At 70.4% G+C, this 24,952-nt stretch carries 18 protein-coding genes; 10 read left to right on the top strand and 8 right to left on the bottom strand.

Annotated elements, in window-relative coordinates; all coding sequences use genetic code 11:
* Positions 1-26: 26 nt before the first annotated feature.
* From OG917_RS09590 to OG917_RS09580, 3 genes are all read right to left on the bottom strand, one after another.
* Positions 27-1,979, bottom strand: a complete 1,953-nt coding sequence (locus OG917_RS09590) for a S53 family peptidase (protein ID WP_328317138.1) — start codon at positions 1,977-1,979, stop codon at positions 27-29.
* Between the two features lie 108 nt (positions 1,980-2,087).
* Positions 2,088-2,726 carry a DUF305 domain-containing protein gene (locus OG917_RS09585; protein WP_443059065.1) on the bottom strand — a complete coding sequence of 213 codons (639 nt, stop codon included), beginning with the start codon at positions 2,724-2,726 and terminating at the stop codon, positions 2,088-2,090.
* Positions 2,727-2,743: 17 nt separating this feature from the next.
* Complete coding sequence (locus OG917_RS09580) at positions 2,744-3,421, bottom strand: DUF3105 domain-containing protein (protein WP_328317136.1); 678 nt, start codon at positions 3,419-3,421, stop codon at positions 2,744-2,746.
* A 273-nt stretch (positions 3,422-3,694) separates the two neighbouring features.
* On the opposite strand from OG917_RS09580, the gene OG917_RS09575 reads away from it, so the two are divergent.
* The 3 genes from OG917_RS09575 (at position 3,695) to OG917_RS09565 (ending at position 9,349) form a co-directional block, all read left to right on the top strand.
* Positions 3,695-5,056 carry a glutamine synthetase family protein gene (locus OG917_RS09575; protein ID WP_328317135.1) on the top strand — a complete coding sequence of 454 codons (1,362 nt, stop codon included), beginning with the start codon at positions 3,695-3,697 and terminating at the stop codon, positions 5,054-5,056.
* A gap of 265 nt (positions 5,057-5,321) precedes the next feature.
* Entirely contained in the window at positions 5,322-6,077 is a 756-nt protein-coding gene (locus OG917_RS09570; protein WP_328317134.1) for a DUF3472 domain-containing protein, read from the top strand.
* A gap of 284 nt (positions 6,078-6,361) precedes the next feature.
* Positions 6,362-9,349, top strand: a complete 2,988-nt coding sequence (locus OG917_RS09565; protein ID WP_328317133.1) for a bifunctional [glutamine synthetase] adenylyltransferase/[glutamine synthetase]-adenylyl-L-tyrosine phosphorylase — start codon at positions 6,362-6,364, stop codon at positions 9,347-9,349.
* 134 nt (positions 9,350-9,483) lie between these two features.
* On the opposite strand, the gene OG917_RS09560 is transcribed toward OG917_RS09565, so the two are convergent.
* The 3 genes from OG917_RS09560 to OG917_RS09550 form a co-directional block, all read right to left on the bottom strand.
* Positions 9,484-10,389, bottom strand: a complete 906-nt coding sequence (locus OG917_RS09560) for a phosphatase PAP2 family protein (protein ID WP_328317132.1) — start codon at positions 10,387-10,389, stop codon at positions 9,484-9,486.
* Positions 10,390-10,457: 68 nt separating this feature from the next.
* Positions 10,458-11,519, bottom strand: a complete 1,062-nt coding sequence (locus OG917_RS09555; protein WP_328317131.1) for a LacI family DNA-binding transcriptional regulator — start codon at positions 11,517-11,519, stop codon at positions 10,458-10,460.
* A gap of 25 nt (positions 11,520-11,544) precedes the next feature.
* On the bottom strand, positions 11,545-13,146 hold the full coding sequence (locus tag OG917_RS09550; RefSeq protein ID WP_328317130.1) for a glycoside hydrolase family 13 protein: 1,602 nt from the start codon (positions 13,144-13,146) through the stop codon (positions 11,545-11,547).
* Between the two features lie 291 nt (positions 13,147-13,437).
* On the opposite strand from OG917_RS09550, the gene OG917_RS09545 reads away from it, so the two are divergent.
* The 7 genes from OG917_RS09545 to OG917_RS09515 all read left to right on the top strand — a co-directional run bounded on the left by OG917_RS09545 (position 13,438) and on the right by OG917_RS09515 (position 20,660).
* Complete coding sequence (locus OG917_RS09545; RefSeq protein WP_328317129.1) at positions 13,438-14,709, top strand: extracellular solute-binding protein; 1,272 nt, start codon at positions 13,438-13,440, stop codon at positions 14,707-14,709.
* Positions 14,710-14,788: 79 nt separating this feature from the next.
* Positions 14,789-15,769, top strand: a complete 981-nt coding sequence (locus OG917_RS09540) for a carbohydrate ABC transporter permease (protein WP_328317128.1) — start codon at positions 14,789-14,791, stop codon at positions 15,767-15,769.
* Between the two features lie 32 nt (positions 15,770-15,801).
* Positions 15,802-16,710, top strand: coding sequence for a sugar ABC transporter permease (locus OG917_RS09535; RefSeq protein WP_328317127.1), 909 nt, complete (start codon positions 15,802-15,804; stop codon positions 16,708-16,710).
* Between the two features lie 63 nt (positions 16,711-16,773).
* Positions 16,774-18,435, top strand: coding sequence for a glycoside hydrolase family 13 protein (locus OG917_RS09530; RefSeq protein ID WP_328317126.1), 1,662 nt, complete (start codon positions 16,774-16,776; stop codon positions 18,433-18,435).
* Positions 18,420-19,454, top strand: coding sequence for a LacI family DNA-binding transcriptional regulator (locus OG917_RS09525; RefSeq protein ID WP_443059064.1), 1,035 nt, complete (start codon positions 18,420-18,422; stop codon positions 19,452-19,454). Before OG917_RS09530 ends, OG917_RS09525 begins: the two co-directional genes overlap by 16 nt.
* A gap of 134 nt (positions 19,455-19,588) precedes the next feature.
* On the top strand, positions 19,589-19,936 hold the full coding sequence (locus OG917_RS09520; RefSeq protein WP_328317124.1) for a 5-carboxymethyl-2-hydroxymuconate Delta-isomerase: 348 nt from the start codon (positions 19,589-19,591) through the stop codon (positions 19,934-19,936).
* A 43-nt stretch (positions 19,937-19,979) separates the two neighbouring features.
* Positions 19,980-20,660 carry a DUF4230 domain-containing protein gene (locus OG917_RS09515; RefSeq protein WP_328317123.1) on the top strand — a complete coding sequence of 227 codons (681 nt, stop codon included), beginning with the start codon at positions 19,980-19,982 and terminating at the stop codon, positions 20,658-20,660.
* A gap of 30 nt (positions 20,661-20,690) precedes the next feature.
* Here the strand turns inward: OG917_RS09515 and OG917_RS09510 are convergent, their stop codons facing one another.
* Both OG917_RS09510 and OG917_RS09505 read right to left on the bottom strand, forming a co-directional pair.
* Positions 20,691-21,416 carry a TetR/AcrR family transcriptional regulator gene (locus OG917_RS09510; protein ID WP_328317122.1) on the bottom strand — a complete coding sequence of 242 codons (726 nt, stop codon included), beginning with the start codon at positions 21,414-21,416 and terminating at the stop codon, positions 20,691-20,693.
* A gap of 101 nt (positions 21,417-21,517) precedes the next feature.
* Positions 21,518-24,799: a GH92 family glycosyl hydrolase gene (locus tag OG917_RS09505; protein WP_328321761.1), complete on the bottom strand. Its 3,282-nt coding sequence runs from the start codon at positions 24,797-24,799 to the stop codon at positions 21,518-21,520.
* Positions 24,800-24,952: the final 153 nt, after the last annotated feature.

Below are 24,952 nucleotides of genomic sequence, written 5' to 3'. Positions count from 1 at the left end.
CGGACGGCAGAGCCGGCCGGCAGTGGTCAGCGCCGGGCGTAGGAGCTGATGTAGCTCCGGCCCGGGCTGCCGACACCGGTCACGTCGTCGTAGCCGACGGTGGCGACCAGCGAGGCGTCCGCGCCGAGCGTCCGCAGCGAGGTCAGCAGACCGCCACTCGCGTCCACGCTGTTGGCGAAGTCCACCCGGACGACCGACTGGGTGTGGCCCGCGCCCAGCGGGTGGTCGGTGACGTCGTGGTACGCCGACGTGCCGTAGCGGGAGTAGATCGACGGGTTGGCGAACCCGATCGGCACCCCGTGCTGCGACTGCTGTGCCAGCGCCTGGACACCCGCGATGACCGGAGCCGCCAGCGAGGTGCCGCCGATGCGGTACTCGCTGTACTGCTGCGAACCGTCGGGGAAGGTCTGCGTCTGCCCCACCAAAAAACCGGTGTTGGGGTCGGCGACCGCCGAGATGTCGGGAACGGTACGCATCGGGGTCTTGCCGTTGAACTTGGCGAGCTTCCCGGGCACCACGCCGCGCTGGTAGAACGGCTGCGCCACGGTCTTGCTGGTGCCGCCGCCCGCGCCGCCGGTGTACGCGCCGGGGAAGGCCGTCCAGGTCTTGCTGTCGTCGGAGAGGGTCGACTTCAGGGTGCCCCAGCCGGTCTCCCACTGGTACTTGTCGCCCTTGCCGACGGCGAGCGAGGTACCGCCGACCGCCGTCACCCAGGCGGAGTTGGCCGGGGTGTCGACCTGCTTCGTACCGGTGTTGGCGACCTCGTCGCCGTTGTCGCCGGAGGAGAAGTAGAAGCCGATGCCCTCGACGGCGCCCAGCTGGAACACCTGGTCGTAGGCCGCGGCCGAGGCCGGTGTCTGGGTGCCCTCGATGTCGCCCCACGAGTTGGAGACGATGTCGGCGAGGTGGTTGTCGACGACCTTGCCCAGCGAGTCGAGCAGCGCGTCGTCGTTGCAGGAAGCGGCGCCGACGTACACGATGTCCGACTTGGGCGCCACCGCGTGCACGGCCTGGACGTCGAGGGTCTCCTCGCCGTACCAGCCGGCCGCGCCGCACTCGTCGATGTCGGTGTAGTCGCTCGGCAGCACCTGGGAGAGCTGGCCCTTGGCGTACTTGCTGTCGCCGTTGCGCTGGGCGTACTTGGCCGAGTCCTCGGCGATGGTCGGCGAGGCGTAGGCGTCGGTGATGGCCACCGTGACGCCCTTGCCGGTCTTGTCGCCCGCACCGTAGACGGACCGCAGCTGCTTGCCCGTGTAGCCCTTGATCGCGTAGGGGGCCTTCCCGCCGTACGCGCTCGGCAGCTTCTTGTTGACCTTCGAGCCGTAGTACGACGACATCGGTCCGGCGTTCTTGAAGACGGCGCTCGGCGGCGGCAGCGTCGTCGTGTCGTGCTTGACCACGTGCGGGGCGTTGTCGAGGCCCACGACCGTCAGCACCGCACCCTGGAGCGAAGCAGGCGCGGAGGCCGTCGCCGTCGGGGCCCGGTAGGTCTTGGTGCCCTTGCGGTAGTTGTGCAGCTGGGTCGAGAACGCCTTCTCGGCCGCGCTGACGTCGCCGCTGACCGAGACGTAGTGCTCGTTCGACCCGGTGACCTTCAGGCCCGCCGACTTCAGCCAGGCCGTGACCTGCTTGACCTGCGCGGGTGTCGAGCCGAAGCGGGTCTTGGCCTGCTTCGCGCTCAGGTACTTGCCGTAGGAGGCGGACTGCGGGTCCGACACCTCCTTCGCGTACGCCGCCAGGCCCTGGGCGTCGCGCCCGGCCAGATAGACACGTGCGTTCACCCGGCCCGAGTCGGCGCTGGCTCCGCGGTCGGCGGAGGCCTTGGCCCACAGCGGCTTGGTGCCCTGGATCGCGTGGCGGCTGCCCGTACCGGAGTCGGCGTTGGCGCTGGGTATGGACAGAGCCAGCGCGCCGGCGAGCAGTGGCAGTGTCGCTGCCACGCTCAGCCCGGCGCGCATTTTCGAGCGGCTGGATCTCATGGAACCCCCTGATTGCGGTTCGTCGCAGGTACGCGTGTACGCCACACCCTGCCCGATGAACTGCTCACGCCAGGGGCATGCAATGACCAAGAAGAGCTCAAGGAACGGTCATGAATGGTCAGTTGATCCGGTTGCTGGCGAAGCGCCCCTTTCCTTCAGCAGATCGGCCATGAGCTGCACCTCCGACTGCTGGGCGGCCACCATCCCCTGCGCCAGCTTCTTCTCCGTGCCGACCCTGCAGAGCTGCACACAGCCCTCCGCCATGTGGATACCACCCTTGTGATGGGCCGTCATCAGCTGCAGATAGAGGATCTCCGCCTTCTTGCCGCTCAGCTTTCGCAGGGTGTCGAGCTGGGCCGTGGTGGCCATACCGGGCATCAACGCCCCGTCGGCCGAGGGCTCCTGGCCCATCCCCATCCACTGCATCGGCTCCCGGGCGGCGTCGCTCACCGGCAGCCCCCAGAGATTCAGCCAGCCGGTCATCATGCCGCGCTGATTGGCCTGGGTGTTGGCGATGTCGTAGGCGAGACGGCGCACATCGGTGTTCTTCGTGCGGTCCCGCACGATGAACGACATCTCCACGGCCTGCTGGTGGTGGACCGACATGTCACGGGCGAAGCCGGCGTCCGCCGAGCCCTCCGTGGGGGTGTGCGCGGCCGGGGCGGCCGGGCTGTCGTCGCCGGTGGTGAACGCCATGGTCGCGGCGGCCACGCAGAGCAGCACGAGGACGGCGGCGGCCACGGCCATCAGCCGGGTGCTCCGGGTCACTGGCCGGCCAGCCCGCCCGTGCACGCCGCGCCCGGTTCCGGGGTCTGCGGGCCCTGCACGTACTTGGTGAAGAACTGGTTGACCCTCGGGTCGTCGGCGCTGTCCACCGTCACCTGCTTGCCCCAGGCGCTGAGCATGATCGTGCCCGGCTGACCGGGGTACGGGCTCATCAGCGAGTACGGGGTCCTGGCCACCTTGGCGCCGAGCTTCTTCACATCGGCCGCCGGGGCCTTGTCCGTGTAGGTGACCCAGACCGACCCGTGCTCCAGGGAGTGCACGGCGTTCATGTCCGGGAGCGGCTTGGTGTAGACGTTCCCGTTGCAGTCCATCCAGACCTGGTTGTGGTTGCCGCCCACCGGCGGTGTCATCGGGTAGTGCACCTTCGTGGTGACATGGGTGCGGCCGAGCTTCTTGATGTCCCAGTCCCTCTCACCCTTGATGGGGCCGGCCGTCGTGCCGCCGCCGGACTTGCCGTCCGACGCGGCGCTGTCGGACTTCGAGCCGGACGAGCTGTTGCTGACGAGATACGTGCCGAAGCCGGCCAGACCCACCACGGCGACCGCCGCCACGGTGATCACGGCGATACGGACACGGCGCTCGCGCGACTTCTCGGCGCGGCGCATCTCCTCTATACGGGTCTTGCGATCGTTCTTCGAGCCCTGCGTCGAAGCCATCGATGAGTCCTCAAGTCCTTGTGGGGTACGGACGGGCCGGGGGCTCAGATCGTAATGGCGGGGCATGCGGCACGGCAGAGGGGTGGCCGACCCTGGCACGTTCGCGACCGACACGTGACTCACAATGGATTCTGCGGTACACCCGAGCGGGGTGAGATGTTCGGACGAAGGTTCGCAACATGCCGGAAATGGTGTGGTGGGATGCTCATGAGCCCCGGTGTCTCCGGAGGCGTGGGAGCAGGTGGCTGACCAGCAAGGATAGGTAGGAACGGTATGGATAAGCAGCAGGAATTCGTGCTCCGTACGCTGGAGGAGCGCGACATCCGCTTCGTGCGTCTGTGGTTCACCGACGTCCTCGGGTTCCTGAAGTCGGTCGCCGTGGCACCCGCCGAGCTGGAGCAGGCCTTCGACGAGGGCATCGGCTTCGACGGATCGGCCATCGAGGGCTTCGCGCGGGTCTACGAGTCCGACATGATCGCCAAGCCGGACCCCAGCACCTTCCAGATCCTGCCCTGGCGTGCGGAGGCCCCCGGGACCGCGCGGATGTTCTGCGACATCCTGATGCCGGACGGCTCGCCGTCCTTCGCCGACCCCCGCTATGTGCTGAAGCGGATCCTCGCCAAGACCTCCGACCTGGGTTTCACCTTCTACACCCACCCGGAGATCGAGTTCTACCTCCTGAAGGACAAGCCGCTCGACGGGACCCGCCCCACCCCCGCCGACAACTCCGGCTACTTCGACCACACTCCGCAGAACGTCGGCATGGACTTCCGCCGCCAGGCGATCACCATGCTCGAATCCATGGGCATCTCCGTCGAGTTCAGCCACCACGAGGGCGCGCCCGGCCAGCAGGAGATCGATCTGCGGTACGCCGACGCGCTGTCGACGGCGGACAACATCATGACCTTCCGGCTGGTCATGAAGCAGGTCGCGCTGGAGCAGGGGGTACAGGCCACCTTCATGCCGAAGCCGTTCAGTGAGTACCCCGGTTCGGGCATGCACACCCACCTGTCCCTCTTCGAGGGCGACCGCAACGCCTTCTACGAGTCCGGCTCCGAGTACCAGCTCTCCAAGGTGGGACGGTCCTTCATCGCGGGCCTGCTCACGCACGCCGCCGAGATCTCCGCGGTCACCAACCAGTGGGTCAACTCGTACAAGCGCATCTGGGGCGGCTCGGCACGCAGCGCGGGAGCGGGCGGCGAGGCACCCTCGTACATCTGCTGGGGGCACAACAACCGCTCGGCGCTGATCCGCGTCCCGATGTACAAGCCGGGCAAGACCGGATCGGCGCGGGTCGAGGTCCGCTCCATCGACTCCGGGGCCAACCCCTATCTGACCTACGCGCTGCTGCTCGCGGCCGGGCTCAAGGGCGTCGAGGAGAACTACGAGCTCCCCGCCGGCGCCGACGACGACGTCTGGGCGCTCACCGACTCGGAGCGGCGCGCGATGGGAATCGAGCCGCTGCCGCAGAACCTGGGCGAGGCGATCGAGCTGATGGAGCGCAGCGAGCTGGTCGCCGAGACGCTCGGTGAGCACGTCTTCGACTTCTTCCTCCGCAACAAGAAGCAGGAGTGGGAGGAGTACCGCTCCGAGGTCACCGCCTTCGAGCTGCGGAAGAACCTGCCGGTGCTGTAGCGCCTGTCGCAGTGCCACGTGGAGAGGCCCGCCCGGCCGTTCGACCGGGCGGGCCTCGCGGCTTTTCCGGCGTTGCCGGAGTCCGGCCGAGTGGCTCTTGGACTTTGCGGTGCGGCTCTTGTCTTTTCGTCACCAGCCGTTGACGCAGCGGCAGTTGATGCGTGAACGTGCTTGTCCGGTGCCCCCGGCGAGCAGAACCGCTCACCGGGGTCGCACGGCCACGTGAACGCCATCAGTGCACTCCACCCCCACTCAGGAGACACACATGCGGATGCGGCACCTGCTCACCACGGGAACACTGGCCACGGCGGCGGGCGCCGCCGTGCTGCTCATGGGGACCGCGGCCCCCGTACAGGCCGCCGGCACCGGGCAGACGCCCGGTACGTACGCCTACTGGAGTGCGCCTTCCGACGTCACATCGGTCTCGATCCCGATGACGCTCCAGCACTCGCCGGGCAACTACAACGCCTACTGGTCGACCCAGTTCGACTTCGCGGGCAGCGGGGCCTCCGGGTACATGGGGTTCCAGACCCACCAGGACGGCGGGGGGATGTTCCTCGTCTCGATCTGGAACGGTACGGAGGCCACCGCGGGCGGCTCCGGCACCTACTGCCAGGACTTCGACGAGAGCGGCACCGGCAAGACCTGCCGTCTCGACCAGCGCCCGGTCGAGGGGCACCAGTACGCGATGGAGGCGGCGCAGCAGTCCGGCTCCTCCTGGAAGTACTCCATCGCCGACAAGACGGCGGGGACCACCACGGTCCTCGGGACCATCAAGATCGACGGTGACCATCCGATGGCCGGGTCCAGCTTCAACAGCTGGACCGAGTACTTCGACTGGAACAACCCCGCAACGGTCTGCGCCGACGCCAAATACTCCAAGCTGTTGTTCGGCATCCCCACCACCAGCGCCGGCAAGGGCACCTTCAACTCGTCGAGCCTCAGCGACACCTGCCAGTCCATCGCCAAGGTGACCCTGGGCAGCTCGGGGGCTACGGAGGAGAACGGCATCGGGCAGTAGCGGGCCACCCCCGGCTGCCCCCGGAGTGCCCCCGGGGCAGCCGGCTCCCGCTCCGGCGGCCGGCTGCCCTGCCCCTCCATTCCCTGCCCTTCCGACCTTCCGTCCCCTGCTCCGCGCCCCTGCCCTCCCGCCCGCCCGCCCCCGTCCGCCCTCCCGCCGGGTCGCGCGAGCCCCGCCGGGCGAGACGCGGCAGCGCCACCGCAGCCCGCTGCGACTACGCTCGGAACCGGACTTCGATCAACCGGTGTTCCGATCAGCAGGGGCACGTGACAGGAGGCGGCAGCATGAGCGCGCCGGGACGCAGGGGCAGTACCTTCACCCGGCTGCTCCGCCACGGTTTTACGGACCCCTCGGCGGCGGAGCGGCTGCTCGGCGCCCCCGAGCTCGCCTCCGTACGCGACGATTCGGTCCTGCTCGACGCGCTCGGCGCCACCGCCGACCCGGACCTCGCCCTGATCGGTCTCGTGCGCATGGCCGAGTCCCAGGAGTCCGACGAGCGGCAGTCGCTGCTCGACACGCTGATCGCGGCCAAGCCGCTGCGCGACCGGCTGCTGGGTGTCCTGGGGGCGTCCGAGGCGCTCGGCGACCATCTGGCACGGCACCCGCACGACTGGCACGCCCTCGTCACCTACGAGACGGCAGACCTGCATCCGGGCGTTGCCGAGTTCGAGCAGGGGCTCGCCGAGGCGAACGACGCGGTGACCCTGCGGATCGCCTACCGGCGGTGCCTGCTGGCCATCGCGGCCCGGGACGTCTGCGGCACCACCGATGTCAGGGAGGCCGCCGCCGAACTGGCCGACCTGGCCACCGCCACCCTGCGCGCCGCCCTGCGGATCGCGTCGGCCGAGGCGCCTGAGGACGCGGCGCTCTGCCGGCTCGCGGTCGTCGCGATGGGCAAATGCGGCGGTCACGAGCTCAACTACGTCTCCGACGTGGACGTCATCTTCGTCGCCGAGCCCGCCGGGGGCGCCGACGAGACCGGAGCGATGCAGGCCGCCACCCGGCTCGCCGCGCTGCTGATGCGGATCTGCTCCGACACCAACATCGAGGGCACCATCTGGCCCGTCGACGCGAATCTGCGGCCCGAGGGACGGAACGGACCGCTGGTCCGTACGCTCTCCAGCCATCTCGCGTACTACGAGCGCTGGGCCAAGACCTGGGAGTTCCAGGCCCTTCTCAAGGCCCGCGCGGTCGCCGGTGACCAGGCGCTCGGCACGGAGTACACCGAAGCGGTCGGACCGCTGGTGTGGCAGGCGTCGGAGCGGGAGAACTTCGTCGCGGACGCCCAGAAGATGCGCCGGAGGGTCATCGACAACATCCCTCCGGCACTGGTCGACCGGGAGCTGAAACTCGGGCCGGGCGGCCTGCGCGACGTGGAGTTCGCCGTGCAGCTGCTCCAGCTCGTGCACGGCCGCAACGACGCGACCCTGCGCAGCGGCAACACCCTGGAGGCCCTGGACGCGCTGGCGGCCGGCGGCTATGTGGGCAGGACCGACGCGGCCCAGCTCGATGCCGCCTACCGCTTCCTGCGGACCATGGAGCACCGGATCCAGCTGTACCGGCTCCGGCGCACCCACCTGGTCCCGGACGACCCGGCCGACCTGCGCAGGCTCGGCCGCTCGCTGGGGCTGCGCACCGACCCCGTCGTCGAGCTCACCAAGGCGTGGAAGCGTCACGCGACGGTCGTCAGGCGGCTGCACGAGAAGCTCTTCTACCGACCGCTCCTCGACGCCGTCGCCCAGCTGGCGCCCGGCGAGATCAGGCTGAGCCCCAGGGCGGCGGGACAGCGCCTCGAAGCCCTCGGCTACGCGGACCCGGTCGGCGCCCTGCGGCATCTCGAAGCGCTGTCCTCGGGGGTCTCCCGGAAAGCCGCCATCCAGCGCACCCTGCTGCCGGTGCTGCTCGGCTGGTTCGCGGACTCGGCCGACCCGGACGCCGGGCTGCTCGGATTCCGCAAGGTCTCCGACGCCCTCGGCAAGACGCCCTGGTACCTGCGGCTGCTGCGGGACGAGGGCGCCGCGGCCGAGAACCTCGCCCGGGTCCTCTCGGCCGGCAGGCTCGCCCCCGACCTGCTGCTGCGTGCCCCGGAGGCGGTCGCGCTGCTCGGCGCGCGCGGCGGGCTCGAACCGCGCGGCCGGGAGATCCTGGAGCAGGAGGTCCTCTCGGCCGTCGGCCGCGCCGAGACCCCCGAGGGCGCCGTCACGTCCGCGCGCGGGGTCCGCCGCCGCGAGCTGTTCCGTACCGCCGCAGCCGACCTCATCGGCTCGTACGGCACCGAGGAGAACCCGGCGGAGTCCGACCCCGGCGCGCTGGTCGACCGGGTCGGCAACGCCGTCACGGATCTGAACGCCGCCACCATCGCGGGCGCGCTGCGGGCTGCCGTACGGGCACAGTGGGGCGACACCCTGCCCACCCGCTTCGCTGTCATCGGCATGGGCCGCTTCGGCGGCCACGAGCTGAGCTACGGCTCGGACGCCGATGTGCTCTTCCTGCACGAGCCGCGGGACGGTGTGGACGACCAGGAGGCGGCCCGGGCCGCCAACGCCGTCGTCGCCGAGATGCGCAGGCTCCTGCAGCTGCCGACCGCCGACCCGCCGCTGCTGATCGACGCGGACCTGCGGCCCGAGGGCAAGAGCGGACCGATGGTGCGGACGCTGGCCTCCTACGCCGCGTACTACCGGCGCTGGTCGGGTGTCTGGGAGAGCCAGGCCCTGCTCCGGGCCGAGCCTATGGCGGGCGATCCCGCACTCGGCCGCAGCTTCATCGAGCTCATCGACCCGCTGCGCTACCCCGACGAGGGGATCGGTGAGGACGCCGTACGCGAGATCCGCAGGCTCAAGGCGCGGATGGAGTCCGAGCGGATGCCGCGCGGGGCCGACCCGACGCTCCACGCGAAGCTGGGCAGGGGCGGGCTCAGCGACGTGGAGTGGACCGTCCAGCTGCTGCAGATGCGGCACGGCTGGGAGGTCCCGGGGCTGCGGACCACGCGGACCCGGACCGCGCTGGCCGCCGCCCACTCCGCGGAGCTGCTCTCCACCGAGGACGCCCAGACGCTGGACGAGGCGTGGGTGCTGGCCTCACGGGTGCGCAACGCGGTGATGCTGGTGCGGGGGAGGGCCGGCGACACGTTCCCGTCCGACGGGCGCGAGCTGGCCGCCATGGCGCGCTACCTCGGCTACGAGACGGGGCACGTCGGCGACATGCTGGACGACTACCGGCGGGCGACGCGGCGGGCACGCGGAGTCATGGAGGAGCGCTTCTACGGCGCGTAGCGGGACGGCTGCCGGGTGAGGGGGAGCGCGCTCCTCTGAGGCTCCTCTGAGGGGGCGCAGCCCCGGCCGCCCGGTCCCCAGGCACCCGCACAGGCCCGTCAGGGGCCTCAGCGGCCTCAGGGGCCTCAGCGGCCTCAGCGCTCGGAGGGGACCGATTTCGCGTGGACCGGCTTCAGGGTGCCGTGGATGCCGGGGGTGAAGGTGCCGCCCGCCCTGACCTTCTCCGGGACCCGTGGCAGCCGGTGCGGCAGCGCCCCGTACCAGGCGTACGAGAGTCCCGCCCCGAAGGCCAGGCAGAGCATCCCGCCGACCGCGTCGAGCCAGAAGTGGTTGGCCGTCGAGACGATCACCAGCAGGGTCACCGCCGGGTACAGCAGTCCCAGGATCCGCACCCAGGGGGCGGAGGCCAGCGCGAAGATGATCAGGCCGCACCAGAGGGACCACCCGATGTGCATCGAGGGCATCGCCGCGTACTGGTTCGACATGTTCTTGAGGTTGCCCGAGGCCATCGAGCCCCAGGTCTGGTGTACCAGCACGGTGTCGATGAAGTGGCTGTTGTTCATGAGCCGGGGTGGCGCCAGCGGGAAGAGGTAGTAACCGGCCAGCGCCACCGCGGTCGTCGCGAAGAGCGCCAGACGGGCCGCCGCATAGCGCCCCGGATGGAAGTGGAACAGCCAGATCAGGACGCTGATGGTCATGATGAAGTGCAGTGTCGCGTAGTAGTAGTTCATCGACACGATCAGCCATGTCACCGTGTTGACGGCGTGGTTGATGTTCTGCTCGACCGAGATACCGAGAAGGTGCTCGGCGCTCCAGATCCAGTCCGCGTTGCGCAGCGCCTCCGACTTCTGTTCCGGCACCGCGTTGCGGATGAGGGAGTAACCCCAGTAACTCACCGCGATCAGCAGTACTTCGAACCAGATACGGGGGCGGCGGGGCGCACGCAGACGCCCGATGACTGAGATGTGAGGCTCCTTGGCCACGACGGGTGACGCGGTGGCCGGATGGCCGTCCAGTGTCTTCACGGTCGTTTCACCCATAGGGGAAGAGTCTGCCAGAAACTCGGCTTTCCACAGATCATCCCCCGGGACGGCCGGGACCGCACCCGCTACGCCTTGTTGACGTCCCCGGCCCGGGATACCGGGCCGGGCGCGGATCCCGGCCCGGACGCGGTGGAACCACGGACTACCAGCTCGGTCATAAAGACGAATTCGCTGTGCGGTGCGGGGGTGCCGCCGACCTCTTCGAGGAGTGCGCGGACGGCTGCCTGGCCCATGGCGGTGACCGGCTGCCTGATCGTGGTCAGCGGGGGGTCCGTGAACGCTATGAGCGGGGAGTCGTCGTAGCCGACCACCGAGATGTCGCGCGGGACGTCGAGCCCCAGCTGCCGGGCGGCCCGGATGGCACCGAGTGCCATCATGTCGCTGGCGCAGATCACCGCCGTGCAGCCCGCCGTGATGAGCTCGGACGCCGCTGCCTGGCCGCCCTCCAGCGTGTACAGCGAGTGCTGGATCAGCTTCTCGCTCCCGGCGGCCGAAAGACCGAACGTGGCCTTCATCTCCGCCTGGAAGCCCTCCGTCTTGCGCAGGACGGGCACGAAGCGGCGCGGGCCGAGCGCGAGACCGATCCGGCTGTGGCCGAGCGACGCGAGGTGGGTGACGGCCAGCCGCATCGCCGCACGGTCGTCGGGCGAGATGAAGGGTGCCTGCACCTTCGGCGAGAAGCCGTTGACCAGGACGTACGGGACACCCTGGGCGCGCAGCCGCTCGTAGCGCCGCATGTCGGCCGTGGTGTCCGCGTGCAGACCGGACACGAAGATGATGCCCGCGACCCCGCGCTCCACCAGCATCTCGGTGAGCTCGTCCTCGGTGGAGCCGCCGGGCGTCTGGGTGGCCAGGACCGGGGTGTACCCCTGGCGGGTCAGCGCCTGGCCGATGACCTGGGCCAGCGCCGGGAAGATCGGGTTCTCCAGCTCGGGTGTGATCAGGCCGACCAGTCCGGCGCTGCGCTGCCGCAGCCGGACCGGACGTTCGTAACCGAGGACGTCGAGTGCGGCGAGTACGGACTCGCGGGTGGCCGCGGCTACCCCCGGCTTGCCGTTGAGGACCCGGCTGACCGTCGCTTCGCTGACCCCCGCCTGGGTTGCGATGTCGGCAAGCCGTGCGGTCATGGGAATGGACTGTACCGGGCGGGTGTCAGATTGCCCACCAGGTGCAGGAATCGCCGGGAATGCGCACCGATTCACCGGAGATGTCCGGGGCGGCCGAGGAGAGCAGCAGCCGTCCCGGCGCGGGCAGTTCGACGGGGCGGGGGAGGGTGTTCACCGTGCAGACGAAACCCGGCCGGGAGAAGGCGAGGACGCCCTCGGGCCCGTCGAGCCAGTGCATCGGGCCGTCGCCCAGGCCGGCGAGCCGGCGCCGGAGCGCGAGCGCTGTGCGGTACAGCTCCAGCGTCGAGCCGGGGTCGCCGGTCTGCTCGGCCACGGAGTGCTTCCCCCAGGACTCCGGCTGCGGCAGCCACCCCGGGCCGGGCCCGAAGCCGTACGAGGGGCCGTCCCCGGTCCAGGGGATCGGCACCCGGCAGCCGTCCCTGAGCCCCTCCTGCCCGGCGCTGCGGAAGAACGACGGGTCCTCGCGCAACTCGTCGGGGAGGTCGGTGACCTCGGGCAGTCCCAGCTCCTCACCCTGGTAGAGGTAGACGGAGCCGGGCAGCGCCAGCATCAGCAGCGCGGCGGCCCGGGCCCGGCGCAGTCCGGCCGCCCCGCCGCCGTACCGCGTCACATGCCGTACGACATCGTGGTTGGAGAGGACCCAGGTGGTGGGCGCCCCCACCGAGGCGGTCGCCGCCAGCGACTCGTCCACCACCGCGCGCATCGCCGCCCCGTCCCACGGGCACCGCAGGAACTGGAAGTTGAAGGCCTGGTGGAGTTCGTCGGGGCGGACGTACAGCGCGAGACGCCCGGCGGAGGGGGCCCATGCCTCGGCGACACCGATGCGCTCCCCGGCGTAGGAGTCGAGCAGGGTGCGCCAGGCGCGGTGGATCTCGTGCACCCCGTCCTGGTCGAAGAAGGGGAGGGTCTGGGAGCCGATCATCTGCACCTGCTCGGCGGTGCCGATGTCGGGCAGCCCGGCCGCCTTGACCATGCCGTGTGCCACATCGACGCGGAACCCGTCCACGCCGCGCCCGCCGAGCTCCAGCCAGAAGCGCAGGATCGCCTCGAACTCCGCGCGCACCTCCGGGTTCTCCCAGTTGAGGTCGGGCTGTTCCGGGGCGAAGAGGTGGAGGTACCAGGAGCCGTCGGCGACCCGCGTCCAGGCCGGGCCGCCGAACACCGACTGCCAGTCGTTGGGCGGAAGTTCGCCGTCGGCGCCCCGGCCGGGGCGGAAGTGGTAGCGGGCCCGGCCGCCGCCCGCCAGTGCCTCCCTGAACCACACATGCCGGTCCGACGTGTGGTTGGGGACGACGTCCACGATCACCCGCAGCCCCAGCCCGTGTGCGGTGCGCAGCAGCGACTCGGCGTCGGCCAGCGTCCCGAACAGCGGGTCCACGACCCGGTAGTCGGCGACGTCGTAGCCGCCGTCCGCCTGCGGCGACCCGTAGAAGGGGGTGAGCCAGACCGCGTCGGCGCCCAGCTCCGCGAGGTACGGCAGCCGCCCCTCGATGCCCCGCAGATCTCCGATGCCGTCACCGTCGCTGTCCGCGAAGGACCGCACGTACACCTGGTAGATGACAGCGTCCCGCCACCACCGGGTGCCGGTCCCGGCCGCGGTGGTGGCGCCGGTGAGCTGCTGCGTCATGGGTGATCCCTTTCGGAAGGCCTGCAACGTACGGGAACAACGCCGGTGCACGCTGAAAGTAACAGTCTTGCAAGCCCTTGCGGGGGCGGACACCGGCCGGGAAACCGGGTCCGAAGGGCCAGTAAGGCCCGTTTGGCAAGGGTCATCACGGCAACCGTGCGGACACGTCACGGTAACGAAGACGGCTTCTTGCAGAAATTCTTCGCAAGGTCTTTCGGTCTTCTTTCATCCTTGTTACGTTCCTCGACGACCCGGAGCCGTGATGGAGCGGCACCCCTCGAAGGAGTTCACATGCGACGTGGCATAGCGGCCACCGCCCTGGTTGCGACCCTGGCGCTCGCGGCGACGGCTTGCGGCGGCGACAGCGGCAGTGGCAAGGCGGACGGTCCCACCACCATCACCTGGTGGGACACCTCGAACGCCACGAACGAGGCCCCGACCTACCGTGCGCTGGTCAAGGAGTTCGAAGCGGCGAACAAGGGCGTCAAGGTCACCTACGTCAACGTCCCCTTCGACCAGGCGCAGAACAAGTTCGACACCGCCGCCGGGGCCAAGGGCGCCCCGGACGTGCTGCGCTCCGAGGTCGGCTGGACCCCCGCCTTCGCCAAGAAGGGCTACTTCCTTCCGCTCGACGGCACCGAAGCCCTCAAGGACAAGGCGCAGTTCGAGCCCAACCTGCTGAAGCAGGCGCAGTTCGACGGCAAGACCTACGGAGTCCCGCTGGTCACCGACACCCTCGCCTTCGTCTACAACAAGGCGATCTTCGCCAAGGCGGGCATCACCAAGGCCCCCGCCACCTGGGGCGAGCTGAAGAGCGACGCCGCCGCCGTCAAGTCGAAGGCGAAGGTCGACGGCTACTGGGCCAGCACCGCCGGCTACTACGCCCAGCCCTTCCTGTACGGCGAGGGCACCGACACGGTCGACCTCGCGCACAAGAAGGTCACCATCGCGGGCGCCCCGGCGGTCAAGGGCCTGGAGACCTGGAAGGGCCTCTTCAGCGGCCCCGGACTGCACAAGCCGGACACCACCGCCGACGCCTACGCCCACCAGCAGGACGCCTTCGTCAACGGCAAGGTCGCCTCGATCATCCAGGGACCCTGGGAGATCACGAACTTCTACAAGGGCTCGGCCTTCAAGGACAAGAAGAACCTGGGCATCGCCACCGTCCCGGCCGGCTCCGCAGGCAAGGCGGGCGCCCCGACCGGCGGCCACAACCTCGCCGTCTACGCGGGCTCGGACAAGGCCCACCAGGCCGCTTCGCTGAAGTTCCTGAACTTCATGACATCGGCGAAGAGCCAGGAGCAGATCGCGCTCAAGAACTCCACGCTGCCGACCCGCTCCGACGCCTACACCCCCGGGGTCACGGCCGACCCCGGCATCGCCGGTTTCCAGAAGGTGCTCAGCGCCTCGCAGCCGCGGCCCGAACTGCCCGAGTACAGCTCGCTCTGGGGCCCGATGGACACCGAGCTGCCCAAGGTCGCCGACGGCAGGGAGTCGCTCCAGGACGGCGTCAAGGCCCTGGACGAGGCCATGGCCAAGCTGGTCCCCGACTTCACCAAGTGATCCGCCGGCCGCCGGGCCCGCGCACCGCGCGGACCCGGCGGCCGACCGTCGAGCCGAACTCCCCTGAAAAGGTGTCAAGATGACCGTTGCCGTCGCCGGCGCGGGCCCCGGGCGTCGTGGGCCGGCGCAGCGCCTCAAGCACTCCTGGCAGAAGCACTGGTACGCCTACGCGATGGCCGCCCCGGTCGTCGTCGTCCTCGGTGTGCTGGTGGGCTATCCGCTGGTCCAGGGCCTCTACCTCACCCTGACCGACGCGAACAGCCTCAACTCGGCCCGCACCATCGGCGTCAACCACATCGACGCCACCTACAAGTTCATCGGGCTGCACAACTACGCGGACATCCTCTGGGGGCCGACGGCCTGGGACCGCTTCTGGTCCCACTTCCTCTGGACCATCGTCTGGACCGCCGCCTGCGTGACGCTGCACTACTGCATCGGCCTCGGCCTCGCCCTGCTGCTCAACCAGAAGCTGCGCGGCCGGACCTTCTACCGCATGCTCCTGATCCTGCCCTGGGCCGTGCCGACGTTCGTCACCGTCTTCTCCTGGCGGATCATGCTCGGCGACTCCGGCATCGTGAACTCGCTGCTCGGCAGCCTCCATCTGCCCCAGCCCGCCTGGCTGGAGGAGCCGCACTTCCAGCAGCTCGCCGCGATCCTCGTCAACACCTGGTGCGGCGTGCCGTTCATGATGGTGTCGCTGCTCGGCGGCCTCCAGTCGATCTCCGCGGACCTGTACGAGGCCGCCGAGATGGACGGGGCCGGCCCCTGGCAGCGCTTCCTCCACGTCACCCTGCCCGGGCTGCGCTCGGTGAGCTCCACCGTCGTCCTGCTGGGCATCATCTGGACGTTCAACCAGTTCGCCATCATCTTCCTGCTGTTCGGCAACGGCGCACCGGACGCCCAGATCCTCGTCACCTGGGCCTACCGCCTCGGCTTCGGCCAGCAGCCCAGGGACTACGCCCAGTCCGCCGCTTACGGCGTGCTGCTGCTCTCCATCCTGATCGTCTTCACCTCCTTCTACCGGCGCTGGCTGGCCCGTAGCGAGAAGGCCAACAGCTGAGACCGGGCCGGAAACAAGAAGGCAGGATCCCGATGACGACCCTCACCACAGAGACCGCCCCCGCGGAGCCGGCGGCGCCCGCCGCACGGCGGCCGGACCGCACGGCCCGCCGCGACCGGCCGAGCCGCAGGGCCACCGTGCTCTCCCACACGGCGCTGAGCATCGCCAGTCTCATCGCGCTCTTCCCGATCGCGTGGCTGGCCTACCTCTCCCTCGGCCCCGACAAGAGCGACTACCTGCACCCGGGCCGGATCTGGTCCAAGGTCTCGTTCTCCAACTACTCGTTCGTCCTGGAGCACACCCGCTTCTTCACCTGGCTCGGCAACACCGCCCTGATCGCCGTCGTGACCAGCGTCATCGGCGTATTCATGGCCGCCACCGCCGGCTACGCGGTCTCGCGGATGAGGTTCCCCGGCCACAAGAAGCTGATGTGGCTCCTGCTGGTCACCCAGATGTTCCCGGTCGCCGTCCTCATGGTCCCGATGTACGTGATCCTCGCGGACCTCGGCCTCATCGACACCTTCGGCGCCCTGATCCTCGTGTACTGCTCCACCGCAGTGCCGTACTGCGCCTGGATGCTCAAGGGGTACTTCGACACCATCCCGTACGAGATCGACGAGGCGGGACGCGTCGACGGGCTGAGCCCCTTCGGCACCTTCTGGCGGCTCATCCTGCCGCTCGCCAGGCCCGGTCTCGCGGTGGCCGCCTTCTACACCTGCCTGACCGCCTGGGGCGAGGTCGCCTTCGCGTCGACCTTCATGCTCGACGACAGCAAGTACACCCTCGCGGTGGGCCTGTCCAGCTTCGTCAGCGAGCACGACGCCCAGTGGAACTACATGGCGGCCACCGCCGTCCTCATCGCCATCCCCGTCTCCGTCATTTTCTACCTGGTGCAGAAACACCTGGTCACTGGCTTGACGGCGGGCGGGACCAAGGGCTGAGCCCCGCACCGCCTCCCGTACGCCCCATGAACGCCCCACGCGTCCGACACATCCAGGGAAGACATGACTCAGCACTCCGCCGCCCCTGCCGACCACGCCGCCGCCCCGTCGGCCGCTGCCCGCACCGGCTGGTGGCGGGACGCGGTGATCTACCAGGTCTATCCGCGCAGCTTCGCCGACAGCAACGGCGACGGCATGGGAGACCTCGAAGGCGTCCGCAGCCGCCTGCCGTACCTGCGCGACCTCGGTGTGGACGCCGTCTGGCTCTCGCCCTTCTACGCCTCCCCGCAGGCCGACGCCGGGTACGACGTCGCCGACTACCGGGCCATCGACCCCATGTTCGGCACGCTCCTGGACGCCGACGCGCTGATCCGCGACGCCCACGGCCTGGGCCTGCGGATCATCGTGGACGTGGTACCCAACCACACGTCCGACCAGTACGAATGGTTCAGGCGCGCCCTCAGCGACGGCCCCTCGTCGCCGCTGCGCGACCGGTACCACTTCCGCGAGGGAAAGGGTGAGAACGGTGAACTCCCGCCCAACGACTGGGAGTCCATCTTCGGTGGTCCCGCCTGGACCAGGGTCGCCGACGGCGCCTGGTACCTCCACCTGTTCGCCCCCGAGCAGCCCGACCTCAACTGGGAGAACCCGGCCGTCGCCGACGAGTTCCGCTCGATCCTGCGGTTCTGGCTCGACATGGGCGTCGACGGATTCCGGATCGACGTCGCCCACGGACTCGTCAAGGCGGCCGGCCTGCCCGACCTCGGCGACGCCGACCAGCTCCGGCTGCTCGGCAACGATGTCATGCCCTTCTTCGACCAGGACGGCGTCCATGAGATCTACCGCTCCTGGCGCACGATCCTCGACGAGTACCCGGGCGAGCGGATAGCCGTCGCCGAGGCCTGGACCCCGACCGTGCAGCGCACCGCCAACTACGTACGCCCCGACGAGCTGCACCAGGCGTTCAACTTCCAGTACCTGGGCACCCACTGGGACGCGGCCGAGCTGCGCGAGGTCATCGACGTCTCGATGGCCGCGATGCGCCCGGTGGGCGCGCCCGCCACCTGGGTGCTCTCCAACCACGACGTGACCCGGCACGCCACCCGCTTCGCCAACCCGCCGGCCGGCACCCAGATCCGCACCCCCGGCGACCGGGACCTCGGCCTGCGGCGGGCCCGCGCGGCGACCCTGCTGATGCTGGCCCTGCCCGGCTCGGCCTACCTCTACCAGGGCGAGGAGCTGGGCCTGCCGGACGTCACCGACCTGCCCGACGAGGTCAGGCAGGACCCGTCCTTCTTCCGCGCGGCCGGGCAGGACGGCTTCCGCGACGGCTGCCGGGTGCCGATCCCGTGGACCGCGGAAGGCTCCTCGTACGGCTTCGGCAGCGGCGGCAGCTGGCTCCCGCAGCCCGCGAGCTGGGGCGCGCTGAGTGCCGAGGCGCAGACCGGTCACCACGGATCCACCCTGGAGCTGTACCGCGGTGCGCTCGCGGCGCGACGGGACCTGCCCGGCCTGGGCGCCGGGGAATCCGTCGAATGGCTGCCCGGCGCCCCGGACGGCGTACTGGCCTTCGCCCGCCCCGGCTTCCGCTGCACGGTGAACACCACGGGCAGCCCCGTACGCCTGCCCGTGCCCGGCCGGCTGGTGCTCGCCAGCACCGAAACCGACGTGAGCGGGGACGAGTTCGAGCTGCCCGCGGACAGCACCGTCTGGTGGTCGGTGTGACCGCACCGCCCCGGCTCGCGCACATCGCCGCGCAGGCCGCCGTCAGCGAGGCCACCGTGAGCCGGGTGCTCAACGGAAAGCCGGGCGTCGCGGACACCACGCGCCAGCGGGTGCTCGCGGCGCTCGACGTCCTCGGCTACGAGCGGCCGGTGCGGCTGCGCCAGCGCAGCGCCGGCCTGATCGGCCTGGTGACCCCCGAGCTGACCAACCCCATCTTCCCGGCCTTCGCCCAGGCCGTGGAGCAGGTGCTGGTGGGATACGGCTACACCCCGGTCCTCTGTACGCAGATGCCGGGCGGCGCCACCGAGGACGAACTGGTCGAGCAGCTGGTGGAGCGCGGGGTGGGCGGCATCGTGTTCCTCTCCGGGCTGCACGCCGACACCTCGGCGGACCCCGCGCGCTACGCCGGTCTCGCCGAGCGCGGGGTGCCGTTCGTCCTGATCAACGGCTACAACGAACGCATCAGCGCACCCTTCGTCTCGCCCGACGACCACGCGGCGGCCCATATGGCCGTACGCCACCTCGCGGACCTCGGACACCGGAGGATCGGCCTGGCGGTCGGGCCGCCCCGCTATGTGCCCTCGCGCCGCAAGCGCGAGGGGTTCATCGAGGCGGTGGCGGCCCGGCTCGGCCAGTCGGCGCAGGAGGCCGAAGCCCTCGTCCAGCACACCCTGTTCAGCGTCGAGGGCGGCCGTGCCGCGGCGGGGGCGCTCTTCGACCAGGGCTGTACGGCCGTGGTCTGCGGCAGCGACATGATGGCGCTGGGCGTCGTCAGGGCGGCCCGTGAACGCGGCCTCGACGTGCCCGACGACGTCTCGGTCGTCGGATTCGACGACTCGCAGTTGATCGCCTTCACGAGTCCACCGCTGACGACCGTCCGCCAGCCGGTCCAGGCGATGGCCGCGGCGGCGGTGGGTGCGCTCCTGGAGGAGATCGGCGGGAATCCGGTCCAGCGCACGGAGTTCGTCTTCCAGCCCGAACTGGTGGTGCGGGGATCGACGGCCCGGCGCACCGGCTGAGCAGCGGCGGGACACTCCCGTGCGGCCTGCCGCACCACCGGCGTGCGAGGCTGGGCGCCGGCAGCGCGCCGCTCCGCCCTGCCCGCAGGTCCGGACGCCGTCCGGACCGGACGTACGCCAGGAGGAACACCGCCATGCCGCAGATCACCGTCGAGTACTCCGAGTCCCTGGAGGACGCCTTCGATCGCAGGGGCTTCGCGCTCGCCCTGCACCCGGTCGTCGTGGAGACGGTCTCCGCCGGGCTCCCCGCCTGCAAGACGCGCTTCGTCAGGGCCGCCGGGTTCGTGGCGGGCGACGGCGCGGCCGACGACGCCGTGGTGCATGTGGAGATCGCGCTGCTGGCCGGCCGTACCGACGAGGCCAAGGCGCGGCTGAGCGAGGCGGTGCTCGACATCGCCCGCCGGTATCTGGCGCCCACACGGAGCACGGTGCACCTCTCCGCCGAGACCCGCGACCTGGACACGTCCTACCGCAAGGGCTGAGCCCTGGCCGAGTGTTCATGGAGTACGGGGGAATCCGGACCCCATGACGCTGACCGAAGCAGAGAGGAAGCAGGAGCCCCGGGCCCCCCGGCGCTCCTGGTGGATCAAAGCGCCGGTCGCCCTGGTCCTGGTGCTCGCGCTGCTGCTGCTCGGCAGCAGGCTCGACCTGCTGCCGGGCCTGGGCGACGTGTTCGGCGAGAAGACCCAGGACCGGTCCGGGCCCGCCCTGCTCAAGTCGATCCAGGACATGAGCAGGTACGAGGCCGCGTCCGGGAACTTCCAGGTCGTCGTCGACCTGGAGAAGGACGCCAAGTTCCTGCCCGACGCGATCCGCGGCTCCCGGATGCTGTACGTCGGCGCGGGCACGGTGGGCTCCTACGTCGACCTCGGCAGGACCGCCAAGAGCGGGGTGACGGTGAACAAGGACCGCACCGTGGCCACCATCCGGCTGCCGCACGCCGTGCTCGCCAAGCCCGCCATCGACCCGGACCGCTCGTACGCGGTCTCCAAGCAGCGCGGACTGCTCGACCGGCTCGGCGACTTCTTCTCGGACAACCCGAACAACGAGCACGCGGTGCAGAAGCTCGCCGCCCAGCACATCGGCGAGGCGGCCAAGGACAGCGGTCTGGTGGCGCGCGCCGAGAAGAACACCACGAGCATGCTCCAGGGGCTGCTGCACTCCCTGGGGTTCAAGCAGGTGACGGTGGTCTACGGGAAGTCCTGACCGGCCCCGGCCGGCCGCTCACCGGCTGGTTCAGACGGTCCGCTGGGCGGGCAGCTCCGCCGCGTGCGGCGGCGCCAGCGCGAGGAGCCGGCCGACCAGATCCCCGAACGGCCCGTCGGCGGGCTCCTCGCTCAGTATCCGCCGCACGACCGCGGCCATCCCGGTGTCGTACGCGGCGCTCACCGCGGCCAGCGCGGCGAAGTCGTGCACCAGCTGCAACTCCAGCTCGGCCCGCGGGATGCTCCGCCCGTCCAGCCAGATCAGCGCCGTCGACTCGGCGAGCGACACCCAGGACCTGACGACCAACTGCAGCCTGATGGGCGGGTCCGGCACACCCAGGTGGGACAGGATCTGCCGGCAGGCGGCGGTCCGGACCTCGTCGATCATGGCGTTGGTGGTGGTCGACCCCACGGCCGGGCCTCCGCGCATCAGCGCGGAGAACCCGGGACCGTGCTCGTCGACGAAGTCGAAGAACCGCTCCATCACCCGAAGCAGCCGCGCCCCCAGCGGCCCGGCGTGCGGCTCGGCGAACCGCTCGGCCAGCTCGTCGGCGGCGCGGCGCAGCGCAGCCTCGTACAGGCTCTGCTTGCCGGGGAAGTAGTGGTAGACGAGCGGCCGGGAGATGCCGGCGGCCGCGGCGATCTCGTCGATGGAGACATCGTCGGGGGAGCGGTGGCTGAACAGGTCGAGGGCGACACTGATCAGCTGCTGCCTGCGCTCTTCGACGCCCATCCTGCGGCGTACCCCGGTCGTCATGGGACCAGGGTACCGACTGCCCGGTGGAGCGGGAACGGCGAACGGGCCGCCGGGGCACGTGAGGTACCGTGCCCCGGCGGCCCGCCGGCAGGCGTCGTACGTCAGGCGGTGGCCACCGCGAAGACGTGCAGCACGCCGCCGTCCGTCGTCGACGGCAGTGTCACGCTCGCCAGCTGCTTGCCCGCCTGGAGCGCGACCGGCGCGGTCGCGAAGATCTCCGTGCCGACCGGGTCGGTGCCGCCACCCTGGACATCGCGGTACGCGGTGTGGACCGCGACCGTGTTGCCGAACGACGGCTTGTCGGCCCCGCCGCCCAGCGTCCAGTCGCTGAAGCCGATGTCGGCCTTCTGCGTGGTGCCGTCGGTGTAGGTCAGGGTCGCCGTACCGCTGGCCGATCCCTCCGCCGCGCTGCCCAGCAGGCTGAGCTTGGTGGCGCCGTCGGCCGACGGCACATTCAGCACCTGCGGGGTGTCCCCTGCGACCTCGATGTTGTCGGGGTCCCCGGCGGCCACCTTCGGCCAGGTGAAGTCGAAGCCGCCGGACGAGACCGTGCCGCCCGGTGCCGCGCCGGCCGCGGCCAGTGCCTTGCCCGAGTAACTCCAGCCCTCACCGTCGAAGTTGGCCTGCGGGTTGTCGTCGTCGGTGGATATGGCCGTGCTGTTGCGGTTCCAGAGCATGCCGTTCTTCGCCGCGACGGTCACCGCCACCGACGTCCTCGGAAGCTCCGTGCCGCCGGACGACTTGAGCGTGACCGGGACCGTGTAGCGGCCCTCCGCGGTACCGGACGCGGCCGAGACGGAGAGCTTCGCGCTCACCGACCCGCCTGCCGGGACCGTGAAGTCGCCCTGTGCGGGCTGCACCGTGACACCGGCGGGCGGTGTCGCCGTCCAGTGCACCGAGGTCGCCTTCTTCTCCAGCGTCTGCACCTTGACCGTGGTGTCCGCGCCGCCGGTGCCGGGCTCGATCTTCAGCTGCTCGGGGGTGGCACCGGTGAAGTACTTGACGCCGCCGCCGGGGAAGGACGGCGGGGCATCGGCCGCGGCGCTGCCCCACGAGGTGTTCGCCTTCGCGCCCAGGGTGTAGTCCAGGGTGCCGCCGCGGGTGACCAGTGAGGCCGGGACCCAGGGCTTGCCGGATGTCCGGCCGTCGACCTTGAGGCCCTGGATGTAGGAGTTGGCCGCCGAGGCTGCGGGAGCGTTGACCGTGATGGTCCGCCCGTGCCCGGTGTGCACCACCGCGTGCGGGAACAGCGGCGCGGAGAGCGTCATGTCGGCACGGCTGGGGTTCTGCGGGTACATGCCGAGCGCAGAGAAGACGTACCAGGACGACATGGTCCCGGCGTCGTCGTTGCCGGGGATACCGCCCGGGGCGTCGGTCCACAGCTGGTCCATCTCCGCGCGGACCGTCTCCTGGGTCTTGTACGGGGCGCCCAGGTAGTCGTACAGGTAGGGCGTGTTGATGTCCGGCTCGTTGGTCGCGTCGTAGCGGGTGTCGTCCTTGGCCGAGAAGTCGAACTTGCCGTCCGGGGTGCGGAAGAAGGCGTCGAGCCGCTTCACCGCGGTGTCGTCGCCACCCATCGCGGAGGCGAGCCCCGCCACGTCCGAGTACACCATCCAGGTGTAGCGGGCGCTGGTCCCCTCGACGAAGCCGCTGCCGGTGCCGGGCGTGAACGTGCCCGCCCAGGTGCCGTCCGCCTTGCGGTCGCGGATGTAGCCGCCCTGCGGGGTGGCGTTGGCGTCGAAGACGTTCGTCCAGTTGCCCGAGCGGTCCAGGAACTTCTTCGCGTCGGCGCTCTTGCCGGTCTGCCGGGACAGCTCGGAGAGGCCGTAGTCGGCCGCCGCGTCCTCCAGCGTCTCGGCCGCACCGCCCCAGCAGTGGCAGTTGTCCGCCGGTACGTACCCGAGGTCCAGGTACTTGTCGAGCGCCGGGCGCTGGCCCACGCACTCCACATTGCAGCCCGAGCTGTCCGAGTCGTTCGCCGTCGGTACGGTCGCGGCCTTGACCAGCGACTTCAGTGCGCCCTTGACGTCGAAGTCATGGCCACCGAAGGCGTAGATCCCGGCGAGCGCGGCGTCGGACGGGTCGCCCGACATGACGCTCGTCTTGCCGTTCTCCAGCAGCCAGCGGTCCCACTCGCCGCCGCGCTGGCCGGCGTAGTTGTAGAGCGACTGCGCGTAGTCACTGCCCGCCCTGGGATTGAGCAGCGTCATCAGCTGCACCTGGGCGCGGTACTGGTCCCAGCCGGAGAAGGTGCCGTACTGCGCCTTCTGCCCCCTGGCCAGCTTGTGCGGCTTGCGGTCGGCGCCCAGGTAGCGGCCGTCCGTGTCGCTGGTCAGCGTGGGCTCCAGCATGGAGTGGTAGAGCGCGGTGTAGAAGGTCGAACGCTGGGCGTCGGTGCCGCCGCCCACCTCGACCGACTTCAGCACCTTGTTCCAGGCGGCGGACGCCTGCGACTTCACGGAGGCGAAGCTCTTGCGCGGGGCGTTCTCGGCGCGGAGGTTGGCCTCCGCGTTCCGCGGGCTGACGTAGGAGACGGCGACCTTGGCCTGCGCCTGGGTGGTCCCGTCGGCGAAGGTGATGTACGCGCCCGAGCCCTTGCCCTCCACGGCGTTGCCGGACGAGCTGTAGCCCGTACCTCCGGACGCCGAGGTGGAGCCGGGGCTGACCGTGCTGTCCTTCCAGGTGCCGACCTTGGCGAACGCCTTGTCGAAGTGGGCGGTGAAGTACAGCGTGTACAGGTCGTGCCGGTTGTTCGCGCTCTGCGGGCCGCAGAAGTTGCCCGCCGTGACGGAACCCGTCACGGTCCTGGCCGCCTTGTCGATCTTCACGGTGGCGTCCGCGCTGCCGCTCTCCGAGTTCGAGGTGCGGAAGAGCATGCTGGCGGGCTTGCCCGCCGGGAAGCCGAACTGCCCCGAGCCGGTCCGCGCGGTGGTGGTGAGCGCGGCGGAAGCGCCGCTGGCCAGGCCCACCTTGTAGTAGCCGGGCGAGGCGGTCTCGTCGGCGTGCGAGAAGGTGCTGGCGTACTTGGCGTCCGTGGTGTCCGCGCTGGGCGAGGAGTCGACGTCACCCGTGTACGGCATGATCGGGATGTCGCCGTTGGCCCCCGAGCAGCCCACCCCGTTGAGGTGGGTCAGGCTGAACCCGCGGATCTTCGTGGCGTCGTACTGGTAGCCGCCGGGCGCGGGTGTCGAGACCTGCTTGCCCTTGGAGTTCTGCGGGCTCCAGGCCAGCATCCCGAAGGGCTGCACCGCGCCCGGGTAGGTGTTGCCCGCGTTGGCGGAGCCGATCAGCGGGTGGACGTACGACACCGGGTCCTTGACGGTGCCGTACGGGGATGCGGCCGAGGCGGGGGCGGCGGTGGCCGCCATGCCCAGGGCGGCCATGGCGGTCACCACGACGGAGCTGAGTGCTCCGATCCCGGTGCGCGTCCGACGGTTGTGCGTGTCTGACACCCGTTCCTGCCCTTCGTGTGTGACGGACGGTCAACGTGCCCGGGAGGGAGGCGCCGTTGGCCACTCCGGGACGGCGCGCCGCCC

The sequence above is a fragment of the Streptomyces sp. NBC_00388 genome (assembly GCF_036061255.1).
Lineage (GTDB): Bacteria > Actinomycetota > Actinomycetes > Streptomycetales > Streptomycetaceae > Streptomyces.
Note: the sequence above shows the minus strand (reverse complement) of the source record. Positions and strands in the feature narration are given on the sequence as shown.